14 protein-coding genes are annotated in these 16,525 nt (G+C 66.9%); 5 read left to right on the forward strand and 9 right to left on the reverse strand.

From position 1 onward, the window contains the following. Positions 1 to 70 precede the first annotated feature (70 nt). Positions 71 to 1,039 (forward strand): patatin family protein, encoded by a 969-nt coding sequence (locus tag AB0J29_RS15675; RefSeq protein WP_364785481.1) that lies wholly within the window; start codon positions 71 to 73, stop codon positions 1,037 to 1,039. Here AB0J29_RS15675 and AB0J29_RS15680 read toward each other — a convergent pair. Further along, entirely contained in the window at positions 992 to 3,109 is a 2,118-nt protein-coding gene (locus AB0J29_RS15680; RefSeq protein ID WP_364785484.1) for a protein kinase, read from the reverse strand. The genes AB0J29_RS15675 and AB0J29_RS15680 overlap by 48 nt on opposite strands. 343 nt (positions 3,110 to 3,452) lie before the next feature. On the opposite strand from AB0J29_RS15680, the gene AB0J29_RS15685 reads away from it, so the two are divergent. Then, entirely contained in the window at positions 3,453 to 3,866 is a 414-nt protein-coding gene (locus AB0J29_RS15685; RefSeq protein WP_364785487.1) for a DUF1707 domain-containing protein, read from the forward strand. Further along, positions 3,866 to 4,204 carry a hypothetical protein gene (locus AB0J29_RS15690; RefSeq protein ID WP_364785490.1) on the forward strand — a complete coding sequence of 113 codons (339 nt, stop codon included), beginning with the start codon at positions 3,866 to 3,868 and terminating at the stop codon, positions 4,202 to 4,204. The genes AB0J29_RS15685 and AB0J29_RS15690 overlap by 1 nt, the downstream gene beginning before the upstream one ends. Before the next feature lie 12 nt (positions 4,205 to 4,216). On the opposite strand, the gene AB0J29_RS15695 is transcribed toward AB0J29_RS15690, so the two are convergent. The 3 genes from AB0J29_RS15695 to AB0J29_RS15705 form a co-directional block, all read right to left on the reverse strand. Then, complete coding sequence (locus AB0J29_RS15695) at positions 4,217 to 5,449, reverse strand: hypothetical protein (RefSeq protein WP_364785493.1); 1,233 nt, start codon at positions 5,447 to 5,449, stop codon at positions 4,217 to 4,219. Between the two features lie 160 nt (positions 5,450 to 5,609). Further along, the gene (gene lat / locus AB0J29_RS15700) at positions 5,610 to 6,959 is read right to left on the reverse strand and encodes an L-lysine 6-transaminase (RefSeq protein ID WP_364785496.1); all 1,350 of its coding nucleotides are present in this window, start codon (positions 6,957 to 6,959) and stop codon (positions 5,610 to 5,612) included. A gap of 65 nt (positions 6,960 to 7,024) precedes the next feature. Then, positions 7,025 to 7,477 carry an Lrp/AsnC family transcriptional regulator gene (locus tag AB0J29_RS15705; protein ID WP_364785499.1) on the reverse strand — a complete coding sequence of 151 codons (453 nt, stop codon included), beginning with the start codon at positions 7,475 to 7,477 and terminating at the stop codon, positions 7,025 to 7,027. A 108-nt stretch (positions 7,478 to 7,585) separates the two neighbouring features. Between AB0J29_RS15705 and AB0J29_RS15710 the strand changes: the two genes are divergently transcribed. Further along, positions 7,586 to 9,115 carry an aldehyde dehydrogenase family protein gene (locus tag AB0J29_RS15710; protein WP_364785502.1) on the forward strand — a complete coding sequence of 510 codons (1,530 nt, stop codon included), beginning with the start codon at positions 7,586 to 7,588 and terminating at the stop codon, positions 9,113 to 9,115. 71 nt (positions 9,116 to 9,186) lie between these two features. On the opposite strand, the gene AB0J29_RS15715 is transcribed toward AB0J29_RS15710, so the two are convergent. Together AB0J29_RS15715 and AB0J29_RS15720 are read right to left on the reverse strand one after the other, a co-directional pair. After that, on the reverse strand, positions 9,187 to 10,854 hold the full coding sequence (locus AB0J29_RS15715; protein ID WP_364785505.1) for a helix-turn-helix domain-containing protein: 1,668 nt from the start codon (positions 10,852 to 10,854) through the stop codon (positions 9,187 to 9,189). A 232-nt stretch (positions 10,855 to 11,086) separates the two neighbouring features. Then, on the reverse strand, positions 11,087 to 12,343 hold the full coding sequence (locus AB0J29_RS15720) for an FAD-dependent oxidoreductase (RefSeq protein ID WP_364785508.1): 1,257 nt from the start codon (positions 12,341 to 12,343) through the stop codon (positions 11,087 to 11,089). Between the two features lie 448 nt (positions 12,344 to 12,791). Between AB0J29_RS15720 and amrS the strand changes: the two genes are divergently transcribed. Then, positions 12,792 to 13,883, forward strand: coding sequence for an AmmeMemoRadiSam system radical SAM enzyme (gene amrS / locus AB0J29_RS15725; RefSeq protein WP_364785511.1), 1,092 nt, complete (start codon positions 12,792 to 12,794; stop codon positions 13,881 to 13,883). Between the two features lie 56 nt (positions 13,884 to 13,939). On the opposite strand, the gene AB0J29_RS15730 is transcribed toward amrS, so the two are convergent. The 3 genes from AB0J29_RS15730 to AB0J29_RS15740 are packed head-to-tail and all read right to left on the reverse strand — an operon-like array spanning position 13,940 to position 16,418. Continuing rightward, a complete protein-coding gene (locus AB0J29_RS15730) occupies positions 13,940 to 15,166 on the reverse strand; it encodes an amidohydrolase family protein (protein ID WP_364785514.1) in 1,227 nt (408 codons plus the stop codon). Next, positions 15,163 to 15,648: a nucleoside deaminase gene (locus AB0J29_RS15735; RefSeq protein ID WP_364785517.1), complete on the reverse strand. Its 486-nt coding sequence runs from the start codon at positions 15,646 to 15,648 to the stop codon at positions 15,163 to 15,165. Before AB0J29_RS15735 ends, AB0J29_RS15730 begins: the two co-directional genes overlap by 4 nt. Beyond that, positions 15,645 to 16,418 (reverse strand): ankyrin repeat domain-containing protein, encoded by a 774-nt coding sequence (locus AB0J29_RS15740; RefSeq protein WP_364785624.1) that lies wholly within the window; start codon positions 16,416 to 16,418, stop codon positions 15,645 to 15,647. The genes AB0J29_RS15735 and AB0J29_RS15740 overlap by 4 nt, the downstream gene beginning before the upstream one ends. Positions 16,419 to 16,525: the final 107 nt, after the last annotated feature.

Here is a 16,525-nt window from a genome sequence, read left to right on the forward strand (position 1 = left end):
CTGGCGAAGACCGTCTCGGAGCGGGCGCTGGACACCGACGTCCGCGCCCGCTCTGTCGTACCGTGGTTCGGTGACCAGCTCTGCCGTTGTGCCCACCGTCGCGGAAGTGATCCGCGGCCGACGTGAATCAGCCAGCCGCGCCGACGAATATCGCCTCGCCTTGGTCATCGAGGGTGGTGGCAGCCGTGGCGTCTACTCCAGTGGGATGGTGCAGGCGCTGGAGGAACTCGGGCTCGCCTCGATCTTCGATGCCGTGTACGGCACGTCGGCGGGTGCGATCAACGGTGCGTGGTTCCTGTGTGGGCGGGCGCTGGCGGGCATGCGGTCCTGGACCGATCCGGTGATCATGCGACGTGCGGTCGATCCGGCCCGGCTGCTGCGTGGTCGGCCGGCCTTCGACCTGGACTACCTGGTGCACCAGGTCTACGACGGCATCGAACCGATGGATTTTCCGGCAATTCTGGCCAATGCCACCACCTTTCATCCGATCGGCACCGATACCCGCACCGGGCACGCCGTCGATCTGCGCCGCCACATCGTCGATAAACCCACCCTGATGACCGCACTGCGGGCTTCGGCGGGACTGCCGATTCTCGCGGGTCCGCCGGTGCCGCTGGGTGATGCCGAATACCTCGACGGTGGGCTGTCGGAAACGGTGCCGATCCGCACCGCGGTTCGTGACGGTGCGACGCACACCTTGGTGCTGCGCACCCGACGCACCGATGAACGACGCCCGCCCGCGCGGCGACTACACCAGATCATCGGCGGTGGTTATCTGCGCGTCCGGGCACCAGGTGCATACCGCTCCTGGCTGCAGCGGCCGTATCAGCAGGACGTCGAGGACCGCTTCCTGGCGAGCCTCGGCAATGCGGCGCTGCAGATCCACCCGCCCCTCGGCTCCCCGGATGTGGACAGCGCCGCGCGCGACACCGCGTTGCTCGCCGAGGCATTGACGATCGGGCGGGAGGCCGTGCATACGTCCCTGGCCGCACTAGTTCAACTCGACGGTGGCGCCGTTGGAGAGCATGAAGTCGTGTAGTTCGAGTCGGCTCGGTGCGGCGTCCTGCGGGACGTCGAAGACCAGGAGGGTGGTGGCCGATTGCCCGGCCTGGAGTTCGAACGAGTAGCCGTAGCGGCGCAGGGTGGTCTGCCACATGGTCGCGATCGCATGGTGTTCGACCTGGCGGCCCTGGGTGTCCACCAGACGTTGACCGACGGGCAGGAACCATTTCGGCTCGTCGGAGATATTGCGAACGGCGACGGTGACGATGGAATAGGAGCCGCTCGCATTCTGCAATCCGATCCGCGGGACACCGGAATCCACCGAAGTGACCACGAATTCGAACTTGCCATCGCGCACCGGACTGTTCAGACCAGCAGATACCGGCGCGGGCGGCTCGGCCGATTGCGCGGTATCGCCGTCGCGCACCGCGACCGACGGATCGGCCGTGCGCGAACCGCCGCCACTGCCGGTATTGCCGAAGGCGATCAGCGCGGCACAGCCCGCCGCCAGCATGAACGGCGTCAGGACCATGACGACGAGTGCGCCGATCAGCCTGGACAGGAAGGGCTTACGACGCCGACGCCGCACCTTGCGTAGTGGTGCGATCCATGGGCGACGCTGCGAGACTGTCCAGCGGGGCGCGACAGGTGCACGCCATGGCACCCGCTTCGGTTGTGCTGTAGCTCGTTTGGCTGGCGAGAGCGGACGGACGACGGGTGTCGATTGGACCGCAACATGATTCGGTGACCATGGTGAATACGGTCGCGGTGCGGCAGGTGCTGCTGGCGGCGGTGCCAGTCGGGTTGCCACGAGTGTCGGCGTTGGGCCGGGCTCGGGGAGGATCTTGGTCGGATCGAGTGGATTCGGCGACTTGACCAGTGGCGCTGGCGATTCCGCTGATGGTGTCGATGCGGATATCTCCACCCGCGTCGGCGCGGGTGCCGCTACCGCTGTCGGAGCGTAGGTCTCGACCCGCGTCGGAGCTTGCGTCCAAGCCCCTGCCGGAGCATGCGTCTGCACCTGTGCCTGCGAATGCATCGGCGGGTGCGTGTCCACCCGCGTCGGCGAGTACGTCTCCACTCGGGTCGGTATCGGCAGCTCATCCGCTAGCAGCCGGTGCGGGCGCGCCGAGTGTGGTCGCGGTGTATGCGGCTGCGGTGCATCCGGGCGCTGAGGCCGCGCGGACGGCTCAGCCGGAGGCCGGGCCGGCGCAGGCAGCGGACCAGCTGCCGAATGCTGGGCCGACGGTGTGGCCGGGCCGGGCGGCGCTGGTTGCGGTGCGGCGAGTGGGAGACGTGAGAATGCGGCTGCCGCGTATGCGGCGGCGGCGAATTCGCGGGCGGTGGGATAGCGCCGGGTCTGGTCCTTGGCCATGCCGTGAGCGATTACCGCGTCCAATTCCGGTGGGACCGCAGGGTTTACGGTGGAAACGCGTGGGGGGTCGGTCATCAGGTGGCCGTGCATCTGGCGGGCCGGGTCGGTGTCGCCGTAGGGACGGCGGCCGGTCAGGCATTCATAGAGAACGCAGGCCAAGGAGTAGACGTCGGACCGGGCGTCGACGGTGCCGTTGAAACGTTCCGGTGCCATATAGGCCCAACTGCCGATGGCCATGCCGGTGGCGGTGACGGCCGTCTGGCCCAGGCTCCGCGCGATGCCGAAATCGATGAGATATGCGTGCCCACCGGTGCCGACCAGGATGTTCGACGGTTTGACGTCGCGGTGGATCAGCCCGGCCCGATGCGCGGCATCCAGACCCGAGGCCGCCTGTGTTACGAAGTCGACGGCCGCGGTGGGCGTCAAAGTGCCTACCCTGGTCAGCATTTCGGCCAGGTCGATGCCATCGACATACTCCATATCAATGTACAACCGACCGTCGAGTTCCCCGAACCCGTGAATCGGCACGATATGCGGATGTCGCAGACTCGACCCGAGCCGGGCCTCCCGCTGGAATCGCTGTCGATAGTCCGCATCGGCGGCCACATGTTCCGCCAACACCTTCAGCGCGACCGTGCGCCCGGTTTCGCTGTCATGCGCCAGCCATACCGCCCCCATACCGCCCCGCCCGAGTAAACGGTCGAGCCGGTACTTCCCGAACTGTTCCCCCATCACTGACCTCCATCGCTGGGACGAGGCCCATGGCCGCGCCGTTGCGGAGTGGGGCGGCAACTCGATCGAAACCGCATCGCCCGAAGCTATCCCGACCCTAACGCCGCCACCCACCGACGAACAGTGTGAACTCCCCTACGTACAGCGTGTCACCCATCCCGGTGTGGGCTGATGGACACCCTTCGCATACCCGAAATCCACACCGCCATGACAGAATCCGCGAATCGGATCCGACGGCGGCGGTCATGGCGCACCCTGGCCACTCGGCGTCGCGAAATCCGGCGAGCCCGGCGTCGATGCCACAGCACCGGAACGTTCAGTGAAAGCGGCTAGCCTTGCTGTTATGAGTGACCTGCCCGAGATTCGCATCGGCACCGCGGAGCGTGAGCAAGCGATGCAGCGCCTGTCCGATCATTTCGCCGCCGGGCGGCTCAGCGTGACGGAGTTCGACGACCGCAGTGCCGTGGTCGCAGCCGCACTGACCCGCGGCGACCTGGAAAAAGTCTTCGTCGACCTGCCCGAACCCGCGCCGGTCGCCGCGGCACCCGCCAAACGCGACTCCGGTTTCCTCGACGAGTGGCCGGATCGGGTGATGGCGGTGATCCCGATCCTGGCCGTCATCCTCTTCTTCGTCACCGGTAGCTGGCTCTGGTTCCTCGCCATCCCGCTCGCGGGTGCCCTGCTGTTCGGCAATCAGCGCGAGCACCGCCGCCGCCGCCCGCGCGACCGTTGCCGCCGCCGGGAACTGGAGGACTGATGGAACCCGTCGAAATCAATGCGGGCGCCTGGTACCTGCGTGCCCTGCGCGCCGACGACCGCATCGATGACCGCCCCGCCCTCGCCGACGGCGGCATCACCGATCCGAACTACGTCACCCTGCGCGCCGAGCAGTGGGATGACGAATCCCACTTCTCCTGGGCCGTTTGCGAACCCACCACTGCCGAACTTGTCGCTGAAATCGTCGTGACGCCCGGCGCCGACAACACCGCCGAACTCACCGGCTGGGCCCGCCCCGGTTACGAACTCGCCCTCGAAACCGGCACCACCGCGGTCCGCCGCTTCGTAGCGGGCGGGCTTGGCCGCCGGCTCTCCTGAGCCGCGGCCGACTCAACGCATCACACCGGTGTGTCCTGTGGAGTAACGCCCGGGCTGTGGCCAGATGGTGAGTCCGTGCGGCCCACGCCCAACAGGTATGCGCGCCAACAGGTTCCAGTTCTCGATATCAATCGCGTATACCTCGCCGTGGTATCGACCGGAGACCCAGAAAACGCGTCCGTCCGCGGAGATGTTGCCCATATCCGGGCTGCCGCCGCCCGGGATGAACCACTTGCGCACCAAGGCATTCGCGGCGAAATCCCAGACGGAGATGCTGCCCTCGTGCCGGTTGGTGATGAGCATCTGCTTGGAGTCGCGGGTGACATACAGGCCGTGCGCACCTTTGCCGGTCGGCACGAAGCCGGTGTTCTCCCAAGCCGATGCGTCGATCGTGTAGATGCCGTTCGCGACCATATCGGCGATGAAGAAGGTACGCCCGTCCGGGGACAGCTTGACGTCCTGCGGCATGCCGTCGCGACCGCCCGGCAGGTCGATCATCTTGACCACCTTGCGCTCGGCCACATCGAAAACCAGCATGCGGCCGATGAATTCACAACTGGCCAGGGCGAATCGACCGTCGGCGGTGAAGTCCATATGGTCCACGCCCGCGCAGTCGGGCACCGCGAGGGCGTACACCTTCTGCCAGGTGTGTGGATCGTAGAAATCCAGCGACTTATCAGCCTCCGCGACGACCAGCGCGTATTGGCCATCCGGCGTGTAGTACATGTTGTAGGGGTCGCGCACCGGGAAGGGGTCGCCGGGTTCGCCGGTGCGCGGATCGATCGGCCGCAGGGTGCCCCCACCGATCGGCAGATCATTGGTGACATACAGCGTCTGCATGTCATAGGACGGCACCACATGCTGAGGCTCCGGACCACCGGCCGGGAAGCTGTCGATCACCTGGAAGGTTGCCGGGTCGATCACCGAAACCGAATGCGATTCGCTGTTCGGCACGTAGACCAGGGGGCGATGATCGGCCACCGCCGGACTCAACTCCCGGTTCGCGGCATAGACGTCGGTCGGTGATAACGGCGGCGGCATGCCGGGTAACAGATTGTCCAGATGCGGCGGCGCCGCGCTGGTCGTGGTGGGCGGCGCGGTGACCACCCCCACTGTTCCGGCCTCGCTCGAGGCGCACCCCGCGACCGTCACCAGGACGGTCAGCGAGGCGAGCAGTGGTTGGACGGCGGAGGTTCTGGTTCCGCCGTTCGGTGCGCAGCTTCGGTGAATGCGCTGTCGGTTCACGCGCTGCACCGTGCCAGGAGGTGAAGACGAGATGACATGGGTGCGTAGCCTAGGCGGTGTCACCCGGATTCCACGGCAATCCCCGCCAGGGCGCGGTGGATTGCCCGAATCATTCGGAAATACGTCTTCGGACAGTGAACTTTCGGTTGCTGTCAGATAACTAGTCGACGTCGCCGAGTACCCGATCGAGCGCGTCGACCGCGGCATCCAACTCCGCCTCGGTAACGGTGAGCGCTGGCCGGAACCGGATGCCGCGTTCGCCGGTGCCGAGAATCAGCACGTGCTCGCGTTCCCGCAGCGCGGTCAGCACTTCGTCCCGCAGTTCGGCCGAGGCCAAGGTGATGGCGCACATCAACCCGCGTCCGCGCGGTTCGGTGACCCGCGGATGGTCCACAGCAAGCTGTTCCAGCCGCCGCAGCAGATGCGCGCCGAGCGGCTGGGATCGCTCGATCAACTCGTCGCGCTCGAGCACCTCGAGGATGCGCCGGGTCCGCACCATATCGGTGAGATTGCCACCCCAGGTGGAATTGAGCCGGGAGCTGACCATGAAGACATTGTCGGGCACCTCGTCCACGCGCCCGCCCGCCATGATGCCGCAGACCTGGGTCTTCTTGCCGAACGCGACAATATCGGGCTCGAGCCCGAGTTGCTGGTAGGCCCAAGTGGTTCCGGTCATGCCGACACCGGTCTGCACCTCGTCGAGGATGAACAGCGCGTCGTTTTCGTGACAGAGCCGCCGCACGGCCTGCAGGAATTCCGGACGCAGATGCCGGTCGCCGCCCTCGCCCTGGATCGGTTCGGCGATAAAACACGCTATGTCGTGCGGGTTTTCAGCGAAGGCGCGGCGCGCTTGGTCGAGTGCGTGCGCTTCGGCAGCGGCGATGTCGACACCATTGGCCAGGAACGGCGCATCGATGCGCGGCCAATCGAATTGGGGGAAGCGGACGGTCTTCACCGGATCGGTGTTGGTCAGCGACATGGTGTAGCCGGTGCGGCCGTGGAACGCTCCGGTCAGGTGCAGCACCCTGGTGCCGAGTTCCGGTGCGCGCCCGTGGGACTCGTTATGCCTGCTCTTCCAGTCGAACGCGACCTTGAGCGCGTTCTCCACCGCGAGTGCGCCGCCGTCGATGAAGAACAGATGCGGTAGTCGGGGATCGCCGAGTACCCGCACGAAAGTATCGACGAAGCGGGCCATCTCGACGGTGTAGATATCGGAGTTGCTCGGCTTGTTGATTGCCGCCGCGGCCAGTTCGGCGCGGAACTCCTCGTCCTCGGCTAGGGCGGGGTGGTTCATGCCTAGGGCATTCGAGGCGAAGAAGCCGAACATATCGAGGTAGGAGCTGCCGTCTCGTTCATCGACGATCCGGCAGCCACGGGATTTCCATAGATCCAGCACCAGGTCGAATCCGTCGGCGAGGATGTGCGCCGACAGGATCTCGTGTACCCGGGAGGCGGGGGTGACCGGTGCAGTGCCACTCCCCGCGCGGGTGCGCTCCAGTTCGATGGTCACACCCGTAGGGTACGTAAATCTTTACGAAAATTCTACGGAATAACGAAGTAATTACGGCCGGACGGCTACCTGTCGTAGAATGTCTGCAAGATGATGGTGCTTCGAGTTCTCACGTTGGCGGTCGCCCTGATCTCCTGGAGCAGCTGCTCGAGGTGCCGAGGAGAGGCCACCCGCACCAACAACACGTAACTCTCGTCACCGGCCACCGAGTGGCATGCCTCGATTTCCGGGATATGTTGCAACACGGCAGGCGCGTCATCGGGTTGCGATGGGTCGAGAGGAGTGATGGCGACGAATGCCGACAACAGCTGGCCGAGCGCCTCGGGATCGACATGTGCGGTGTAGCCACGGATCACCCCGCGCGCCTCGAGTCTGCGGACCCGCGATTGCACAGCCGAGACCGATAAGCTCGCCTTTTCGGCCAGATTCGATAGGGTGGCGCGGCCGTCGGCCACCAGTTCACGAATCAGCAGGCGATCGATGTCGTCGAGTACGGGTCTTGCCGGTGTATCCGCCATCAGCGAAGGCTAGCCCAGCGGCGGCTACTCGTGCCGAAAACTATTCCCCGTCAGCCCACCGTACCCATCCGATATGTTCGCCGACCCAAAGCTGAAGCGGAGCAACCGATGACAGATACGCTCGCCGACCACCGGACCAAGGACCTGGCCGTCCGCGCGACCGAACTGCTGCGCACCCTCGGCGCACAGACACCGGTCCCAGGTGAATTGCGCGCCCGGACGCCGATCACCGGAGACACGCTCATGACCCTGCCTGCCGATTCCCTCGACGATGTGGATGCGGCGATCGGCGCAGCGGCGTCGGCGTTCCGCGGGTGGCGCACTGTGCCTGCGCCGGTGCGGGCCGGGGTGGTGCGGCGCCTGGCCGAACTGCTCACCGCGCACAAAGCCGAACTCGGCGAACTGGTCACCCTGGAGGCCGGGAAGATCGGCGCCGAGGCCGTCGGCGAGGTGCAGGAGATGATCGACATCTGCGAGTTCGCCATCGGGTTGTCGCGCCAGCTCTACGGCAAGACCATGCCCTCGGAGCGGCCCGGACATCGGCTGATGGAGACCTGGCATCCGCTCGGCGTGGTCGGGGTGATCTCGGCATTCAACTTCCCGGTCGCGGTGTGGGCCTGGAATACCGCCGTCGCGCTGGTGTGCGGTGACACGGTGGTCTGGAAACCGTCGGAGACGACACCGCTGACCGCGCTGGCCTGCCATACGCTGTTGCGCCGCGCGGCGGCCGATGTCGGCGCGGATCCCGAAGTGCACCAATTGATTCAAGGTGGTGCCGAGATCGGGTCCCGGCTGGTCGACGACGAGCGGGTGGCGTTGGTGAGCGCGACCGGTTCGGTGCGGATGGGCCGCACGGTGGCACCGCGGGTGGCCGCTCGGTTCGGGCGGTGCCTGCTGGAGCTGGGCGGCAATAACGGCGCGATCGTCACGCCCACAGCCGATCTGGAGCTGGCCGCGCGCGGCATCGTGTTCGCGGCGGCGGGTACGGCCGGGCAGCGCTGTACGACCTTGCGTCGGCTTATCGTGCACGCCGATGTGGTCGCGCCGCTGCTGGATCGCGTGGCGGGGGCGTATCGACAACTGCGCGTTGGTAGTCCGCTCGATGACGGCGTGCTCGTCGGTCCGTTGATCAATGGCCGCACTTATGAGGGGATGCGTGCGGCGATCGATCGGGCGCTCGCCGATGGCGGCGAATTGATCTGCGGCGGTGAGCGAGTCGACGGCTTCGGCAACGACGCCTACTACGTGCGTCCCGCGATCGTGCGCATGCCCGCCCAGACCGCCGTGGTCCGCGAGGAAACCTTCGCACCGATTCTGTATGTACTGACCTACCGCGACTTCGATGACGCCATCGAGCTGCACAACGGTGTGCCGCAGGGCCTTTCCTCCGCCGTCTTCACCGCCGACCAGCGCGAGGCCGAACGCTTCCTCGCCGCCGACGGCTCCGACTGCGGAATCGCCAATGTCAATATCGGCACCTCCGGCGCGGAGATCGGTGGCGCGTTCGGCGGCGAGAAGCAGACCGGTGGCGGCCGGGAATCCGGGTCGGACTCATGGAAGGCATACATGCGCCGGGCAACCAACACCGTCAACTACTCCGATCAGCTGCCACTGGCGCAGGGCATCCAATTCGGTTGAGCCCGTTGGGAAAGCTGGTTTCGGAGAGTACGGCCGATCTGGCTTCGGGAACTCCGGAACCGATGTTTTCCTCAGCCTTCCAGGGGCTTCAGGTTGCCGGCGACTGCTGCGGATGTGTCGACGGTTGTCGAGTCTTTCGAGGCGTTCGCAATGTCGTGGTTCGCCGCGGACAGGTAGTGGTCCTGCTTATCCAAAACTGCCGTGAGGGCAAGTCCGACCGCGAGCCTGCGCCGAGGATCGGTCAGGTCGAGTCCGGTGAGGTCGGTAATCTGCTTCATCCGGTAGCGCAACGTGTTCGGGTGGACATGGAGTCCTTGGGCGGCACGCTTCGGTTCGCCGTGATGGACGAGGAATGTGGCGAGGGTGGTCACGAATTCGGTTCCCCGTTCCCGGTCGTGCTCGATCAACGCCTGGACGGGACCTTCGGCCAACAGGGTTCCGGTGAGAATCGCGGAGCCGGCTCGCGCCAGAACGACTTCGTGCCAGGCTTTCTCGAAGGTCGTCGACGGCATGTCGAGTAGTCCGCTCCGCGCCAGGCCGGCGAGTTCTGTTGCCTCCGAGCGTGATCGGGACAGTTGCCTCGTGGTCTGTGCGGGTGCGCCCGCGAGGGCTGACACCCGCCTGTCGTCCGCGTACAACTCGGCGGCCACGGTTTGCAGCCACAGCCAACTGCCGACCGTATTTGCCGCCGCATCGTCGGTCACCACTGCCATCGGCATGTCGTCGATCGAGGTAAGCAGGGGCTGAGACCACCCATGGCGGCGCAGGACCGACGCCCACAGCTCGATCGAGTAGTCCGACCGACCCGCGTCGGTGGCTTCGGCCAATGCGACGACTCGCCACGGGCCGGGTGGCAATTGCAGATCGGCCGCCTGGTCGGGAGTGAGCAGTGCGGCCCGGAGGCGGTCGACCGCCATCTGCCGAGCCGCACCGGACTGGGCACGCAGACGAAGCAGGTGCAACGCCACCACCGACGCAGTTCGGGTCAGTTCGCGAACTTGGTCGTCGGGAACGCGGCCGGGATCCACCGCCCAAATGGACCCGAGCAGTTCCTTGCCCGCTCGTATCGGTATGACCAGGCGCGGGAGAACGTCGTCCGGTCCGGCGGCAACCCGGATCGGCTCGTCCGACTCCTGTAGATGTCGGAAGACCCCGCGGGCCCGAAAGTGCCGCACTATCCCCTCAGGGACGCGGCGTCCGACAATGGTGGAGATCCGGGCGGCGTCGGCCGTGTCCTGACGCTCGGAGTACGCGAGCACGCGGGAATGGGCATCTTCGATGGTCACGGGCGCGGACACGATGGCGGCGGCGGCATCGGCGAAGGCGAAGAGTTCGCTGTAGTCGCTCTGCTCATGCCGCACCTTCGATCCGGTCAGCGCGGTGGAGTGATCGAGGATGCTGCGGGTCAACCACACCAGGTGTGTCCATGATGCCCGCGCGTGTAACTCGATCAGTCCGACCCCCAGTTCGGTGGCGGCCTCGACCACGCTCGGGTCATCGACTACCGGTGACTCGAGGACCACCGCGCTGGCACCGGTGCGGGCGGATCGACGCAGCAGCTCGACAGCGGCTGCAGCGGTGCGGATTCCGAGTCCGAGTACGAGGTTTCCGGGTTGTTCGAGATCCGTGTCATCGCCGCCGACCAGGGTGACGTCGGTGATGACATCACGGTTGCCCGACACGATGGGGCGAAGAACTGCCCCGCCCAGCGATTCGATCAGGGCGCTGACGCGGACCATCGCTCTCCTCGGCGACGCTGACGGCTCTCCGTCACGTCGCTTCCTGCTCGGTGCCAGTGGTTCCCTGCGAGGGGACAACCAGCTCTGGCGCGTACTTCTACAGTAGTGTCCGAGTACCGTCGACGGCAGCCGGCCCGCACACTGCGACGGTCTTCGGCTGACTGCCCCAGGCCGTCGGTGCCTGCGGCGATCGCATCCACAGTGTGCGCCTGTGGCACCGACGTAGGTTGGGTTATCGCAGTGGGTTGAACGGTGCGAGTTCGGCTGCCGTGCGTCCGGTAGTGATGGTCTCGGCGAGCAGGCGTCCCGTCGCCGGGCCCAGGGTGATACCCCACATTCCATGACCGCCCGCAGCGAACACGCGAGGGGACCGAGTGGCTCCGATGACCGGCAGGCCATCCGGGGTGCAGGGCCGTGAACCGACCCATTCGTCGCGCCGGGTATCGAGATCCGCGCCGCGCAGCAAGGGCCGGGCGGCCTCGACGATCGCGGCGATCCGTCGTCGGTCCAGCGGAGCATCGGGCGCCCGGAACTCCATCATCCCGGCGACGCGCAGGCGGTCCCCGAGCGGCGTGCACGCCACCCTTTGTGCCGGAAAGTAGACGGGGCCCGCCGGGACGTGATCGATCGCGACGCTGAAGCTGTACCCGCGGCCCGCTTGCACGGGTATGCGAACTCCGAAGTCGCGGGCGATGTCGCCGAGCCACGTCCCGGTCGCGAGCACCAGTGCGTCGAACTGGCCCGTCTCACCGGTGGAACCCGAAATGCGAACGGCGTCACCATCATCGAAGACGCCACTGATCGCGACCCCCTCACGGATCGCGCCTCCACGCGCCCGGACCGCCTCGGCGAGGCTGTCCACGAACTCGCCGGGATTGATGAATCGCTGACCGTGCAACCTGATTGCGGCCCCGATTTCGTCGGACAACGACGGCTCGACGCCGCGAGCGTCGTCCCCGGACAGCACATCGAACTCGATCTCCTGACCGGCTGCGCGAATATGCTCGATCTCCTCGAGCAGGACGGTGCGTTCCTGCGGTGTCCGGTATGCGGCCAGGAAGGATTTCGCCTCGTGCGACGGTTCTGCCACACCGCCATCCGCGAGCGCGTCGAACGCGGAGAGCGCACCCCGGTTGATCGCTACGAGCGCCGACATCGCCTCCCGCCACCGGGCTGTGGTGCTGTGCCGAGCGAACGACGTGAGGAACCGAATCAGTCGGGGGTTCAACGTCGGCGGCACGTAGACAGGCGAGGACGGACTGAGCACGGCGCGTATGCCGTATCGCAGCACCGCGGGCTCGGGCAGCGGAGTGCTGATGCCAGGCGTGAGCCATCCCGCGTTCCCCCACGACGCACCGGCAGCGACCCCCGCCCGGTCGAATACCGTGACCTCGACTCCGCGCTCCTGTAGGAACCACGCAGTCGACAGTCCGACCATCCCGGCACCGACAATGCCGACTCGTCGTGGGGCCGTGGAGCCTAGCCTCATGAGGCACCTCTCTCGAACGTGTTTGCCGTCACTCGATCGTCGGCGTGTTGGGCACCCATGTCACCGTGCTCTCGCTCCAAACATTCGCCCGCGGGCGGTGCTCACAGCACAATCGCCGGTTGTGGTGCGGCAGACGAACCGCCGACTCCCCTTGCGCCCCTGCGCTGCCCGCATTACTCCGGATAGCTCTCGGCGCGGCGTGGGCAGTTCTGCGGCGGCGGCCAGCGCAGATGATGCGCGCCACAGCCTTCCGAATCGAAACGGAATGGCGATGATCACCACCTTTGCCCGCCAAAATGGACCCGATTCGCTGGCCGCCCGCCCGATATTCCACCGTAGTCGTCCGACAGGCAAGGCGGGCGCAGCAGGCGGTTGGTCACCGAGCGAATACCCGTCGAAACAGGGCCAGCGGGCATTTTGACGACGTAGGCTGATTGTCGGAAGACCGATGACGACACCCACGCTCGACGACCCCTACACTGTCCCGACCAGGCACTGGCACCGGCTCGGTGACGGCAGGTTGCAGTGCGACGTGTGTCCGCGCGCTTGCAAGTTGCGCGAGGGGCAGCGAGGGCTGTGCTTCGTTCGTGCCCGAGTGGACGAACAGATCGTACTCACCACGTACGGCCGCTCCAGTGGGTTCTGCGTCGATCCGGTCGAGAAGAAACCGCTCAATCATTTCCTGCCCGGCTCGGCGGTGTTGTCGTTCGGGACAGCCGGCTGCAACTTGGCATGCAAGTTCTGCCAGAACTGGGACATCTCCAAGTCGCGCGAGATCGACACCCTGTCCGGCCGCGCCGAACCCGACGAATTAGCAAGTGCCGCAGCGAATCTTGGCTGCCGCAGTGTCGCGTTCACCTACAACGATCCGACCATCTTCTTCGAGTACGCCGCCGACATCGCCGACTCATGCCGCGCCCGCGGCATCAAGGCGATCGCGGTGACCGCGGGTTATATCTGCCCTGCGCCGCGCGCCGAGTTCTACTCTCACATCGACGCCGCCAACGTCGACCTGAAGGCGTTCACCGAGAACTTCTACCGCCGCGTATGCGTCGGGCACTTGGACGACGTGTTGAATACGTTGCGGTACCTGCGGCACGAGACCGAGGTGTGGTTCGAGATCACGACGCTGCTCATCCCCGGGCACAACGACAGCGACGCCGAGATCGCCGCCGAGTGCAGGTGGATCCGCGACGAACTCGGTGACGACGTGCCGTTACATTTCACCGCGTTCCACCCGGACTACAAGATGCGCGATATCCCGCCGACGCCAGCCGCGACGCTCACCCGAGCGCGCCACATCGCGCTCTCCGAAGGCCTGCGTTTCGTTTATACCGGCAACGTGCACGACACCGACGGCGGTACCACGTCATGCCCAACCTGCGGCGCAGCCGTTGTCGTACGGGACTGGTACGTGATTCGCCGGTATGGACTCACCGACGACGGTCGCTGCACGAAGTGCGATACGCAGATACCGGGCGTCTACGACGGACCGGTCGAGCGGTGGGGGAGCAGGCGACTACCGGTGCTCATCGCGTGACGTCGTCGAGGCAGGCCCGGCACACGCAACGGCGTCCTCTCGAGGTGGCGATCAGCTCAGTAGGCGGGTGGCCGGTCCGCCGCGGCACCGGCCGCCACGACGCGGCCGCGGTGCAGCACCCACAGGCGTTGCGGATGCGCGGCGACGGCCTCGGGAATCCCGCTCGCGGCGACCAGGACCAGGTCGGCTCGGCAGCCCGGTCTCAGGCCGTAGTCGGTGAGCCCGAGCACGCTCGCGGCGGAGTCGGTGATCAGCGAGGCGGCGTAGCCGAGGTCGTCGTCGGTCATCAGGCCGCCCTGCAAGCCGATGATGGTGGCCCGTTCGAGCATGTCTGCGGTGCCGTACGGCCACCAGGCATCGCGGATGTTGTCCGAGCCCGCGAACACGCGGACGCCGTGGTCGCGCAGCCGCAGCACCGGGGGCATCGTGCCCGCCGGTCCGTTGGTCATGATCGCGACACCGGCCGCGGCGAGCGCGGTCGCGGTCCGGTCGAGTTCCGCGCCGTCGAGCTGGCCGAGCGCGTACGCGTGGCTGACCGTGACCTTGCCGGCCAGTCCCAGCGCGCGCGTGCGGTCGGCGATGGCGCGCAGCTGACCGGCGCCAAGCGTGCCGCCGTCGTGCAGGTGGATGTCGATTCCTGCGCCGTGCCGGTCGGCGAGTCCGAATACGACGTCGAGTTGGCCGTCGACGTCCCCGTCGAAGCCGGCCGGGTCGAGCCCGCCGATCAGGTCGGCGCCGTCGGCGAGGGCGGCGTCGAGCAAGTCCGCTACCCCGGGCGCGGTGACGACACCGCTCTGTGGGAAGGCGACGAGTTGGATGTCGATCCGATCGCGCACGGCCGCACGGACTTCGAGCAGCGCGTGCAGTCCGGTGAGCCCCGCCTCGGGGTCGATGTCGACGTGCGAGCGCGCGTGACCGGTTCCGAGGGAAACCATGCGGTTGACGAGTGCGGTCGCCCGCTCGGCAACGGGAACGCCGACCCGGGTGCGCAACGCCTTCTCGTCGGCGATGCGCTCGCGCAGCGACCCGGCTACGCTATGCGGCTGCCATGGCGCGCCGAGGAAGGTCTTGTCGAGATGACAGTGGCCATCGACCAGGGCGGGCAGCACCAGGGCGCCGCTGCATCGGATCACGTTGGCGCCGTGTGAGATCGACTCGACGCCCGGCTGATGGTCGTCGATCGCGGCGATGCGGCCGTCGCGCAGGGTCAGGTCCGCCCGGCGTCCGTCGGGCAGCAGCACGTCGACCAGTTGGTCGGGAATGGACCCGTTTACGCGAGTCATGTTGTCACCTCTGGACTTCCGGCGCGGTAGCGGCGAAACGGGGCGAGCGCCTCGTCACCCAGATGCGGACCCGAGACGGTGACGGCGGCGTCGCTGGAGCCGATGACGTCGGCGCAGCGCAGTGTGAATCGTGGGTGTCCGCCGATGATGGTGGTGAAGTCGGCATCCGCGGCGGCGAACACGACTCGGGTGATGCCGGCCCACACGATCGCGGCGCTGCACATGGGGCACGGCTCGCCGCTCGCGTAGATCGTGGCGCCGACCAGGCCGGCGGCGCGTCCGGCCGCGGTCGCCGCCACGATGGCCGTGAGTTCGGCGTGATCGGTGACCATCCCGGTCTCGGCGACCTCGTTGCGACCCTCGGCGATCAGCGACCCGTCCGGGGTCGCGATCACGGCGCCGAACGGGCGGTTGCCCCGGCGGGCGGCCTCGTCGGCGAGCGAGATCGCCTGCCGGAGCAGAGTTTCCTCGTTGTTGTTCATCGTGTCCCTCGATTCAGGTGATCGCGCAGGATCATGGCGATGACGGATTGACTGCGCCGCTCGGCGTTGTCGAGCGCGGTGCGACCGGACCCGTCGCGGATCGACGGGTCCGCGCCCGCCTGGAGCAGGGCGGTGACGGTCTGTTGGTACCGCGGTGAACCGTCACCGTAGACGATCGCCTCGTGTAATGCGGTCCACCGCGGCTTGTTGACGTGGTTGACGTCGACGCCCGCCTCGATCAGCCGCCGGACTGTGCTGACGTGGCCGTGCTCGCTCGCCGGGATCAGCGCCGTTCCCCCGTAGCGGTTGACGCTGCGCAGGTCGGCGCCATGTCGCAGCGTCATCTCCAGGATGTCGTCGAGGCCTTCCGCACCGGCATACAGGTATGCGGAATCCTCGAGGTCGTCCTTGGCATTGACGTCTGCCCCGGCGTCGATCAGGACCCGCGCCGCGGCGGTGGCGCGATTCTTGGTGGCCACGACCAGCGGCGTGCGGCCGCGGTCGCCGCGGGTCTCGATGTCGGCACCACTCGCGATCAACTCGCGCACTCGCCCCTCGTCGTCGTTCGCCGCCGCCTGCAACAGCTGCCCGTTCATGGCGGGATCGACGGCCGTCGGCGTCGGCACGGAGCCGGGCGCGTCAGCGACGGTCGTTGCAACGGTGGTGGACTGGCGGGTGCGGGGCGGATCCGCCGTGCACGCCGCGACCCCGACGGACAGGGCGGCGAGCGCGGCGGCGGTCAACACCGAGTGGCGGCGGAGTGTGTGCATCATCGGCCGGGTCCCTCCTGACTATGCGGTCTAACCCACGATGCTGAACAGCGATGATAGTGTCCAAGACATATATTCCATCGCAGCAATTGATGGGGGCTATGGTG

The sequence above is a fragment of the Nocardia sp. NPDC049707 genome, assembly GCF_040674855.1.
Lineage (GTDB): Bacteria > Actinomycetota > Actinomycetes > Mycobacteriales > Mycobacteriaceae > Nocardia.

Excerpts from the sequence above, each read along its gene's own strand:
- AB0J29_RS15720 (WP_364785508.1), bottom strand. The coding sequence starts at position 12,343 with ATGAGGCTAGGCTCCACGGCCCCACGACGAGTCGGCATTGTCGGTGCC.
- amrS (WP_364785511.1), top strand. The coding sequence starts at position 12,792 with ATGACGACACCCACGCTCGACGACCCCTACACTGTCCCGACCAGGCAC.
- AB0J29_RS15680 (WP_364785484.1), bottom strand. The coding sequence starts at position 3,109 with ATGGGGGAACAGTTCGGGAAGTACCGGCTCGACCGTTTACTCGGGCGG.
- AB0J29_RS15690 (WP_364785490.1), top strand. The coding sequence starts at position 3,866 with ATGGAACCCGTCGAAATCAATGCGGGCGCCTGGTACCTGCGTGCCCTG.
- AB0J29_RS15740 (WP_364785624.1), bottom strand. The coding sequence starts at position 16,418 with ATGCACACACTCCGCCGCCACTCGGTGTTGACCGCCGCCGCGCTCGCC.
- AB0J29_RS15685 (WP_364785487.1), top strand. The coding sequence starts at position 3,453 with ATGAGTGACCTGCCCGAGATTCGCATCGGCACCGCGGAGCGTGAGCAA.
- AB0J29_RS15710 (WP_364785502.1), top strand. The coding sequence starts at position 7,586 with ATGACAGATACGCTCGCCGACCACCGGACCAAGGACCTGGCCGTCCGC.
- AB0J29_RS15705 (WP_364785499.1), bottom strand. The coding sequence starts at position 7,477 with ATGGCGGATACACCGGCAAGACCCGTACTCGACGACATCGATCGCCTG.
- AB0J29_RS15715 (WP_364785505.1), bottom strand. The coding sequence starts at position 10,854 with ATGGTCCGCGTCAGCGCCCTGATCGAATCGCTGGGCGGGGCAGTTCTT.
- AB0J29_RS15735 (WP_364785517.1), bottom strand. The coding sequence starts at position 15,648 with ATGAACAACAACGAGGAAACTCTGCTCCGGCAGGCGATCTCGCTCGCC.
- AB0J29_RS15730 (WP_364785514.1), bottom strand. The coding sequence starts at position 15,166 with ATGACTCGCGTAAACGGGTCCATTCCCGACCAACTGGTCGACGTGCTG.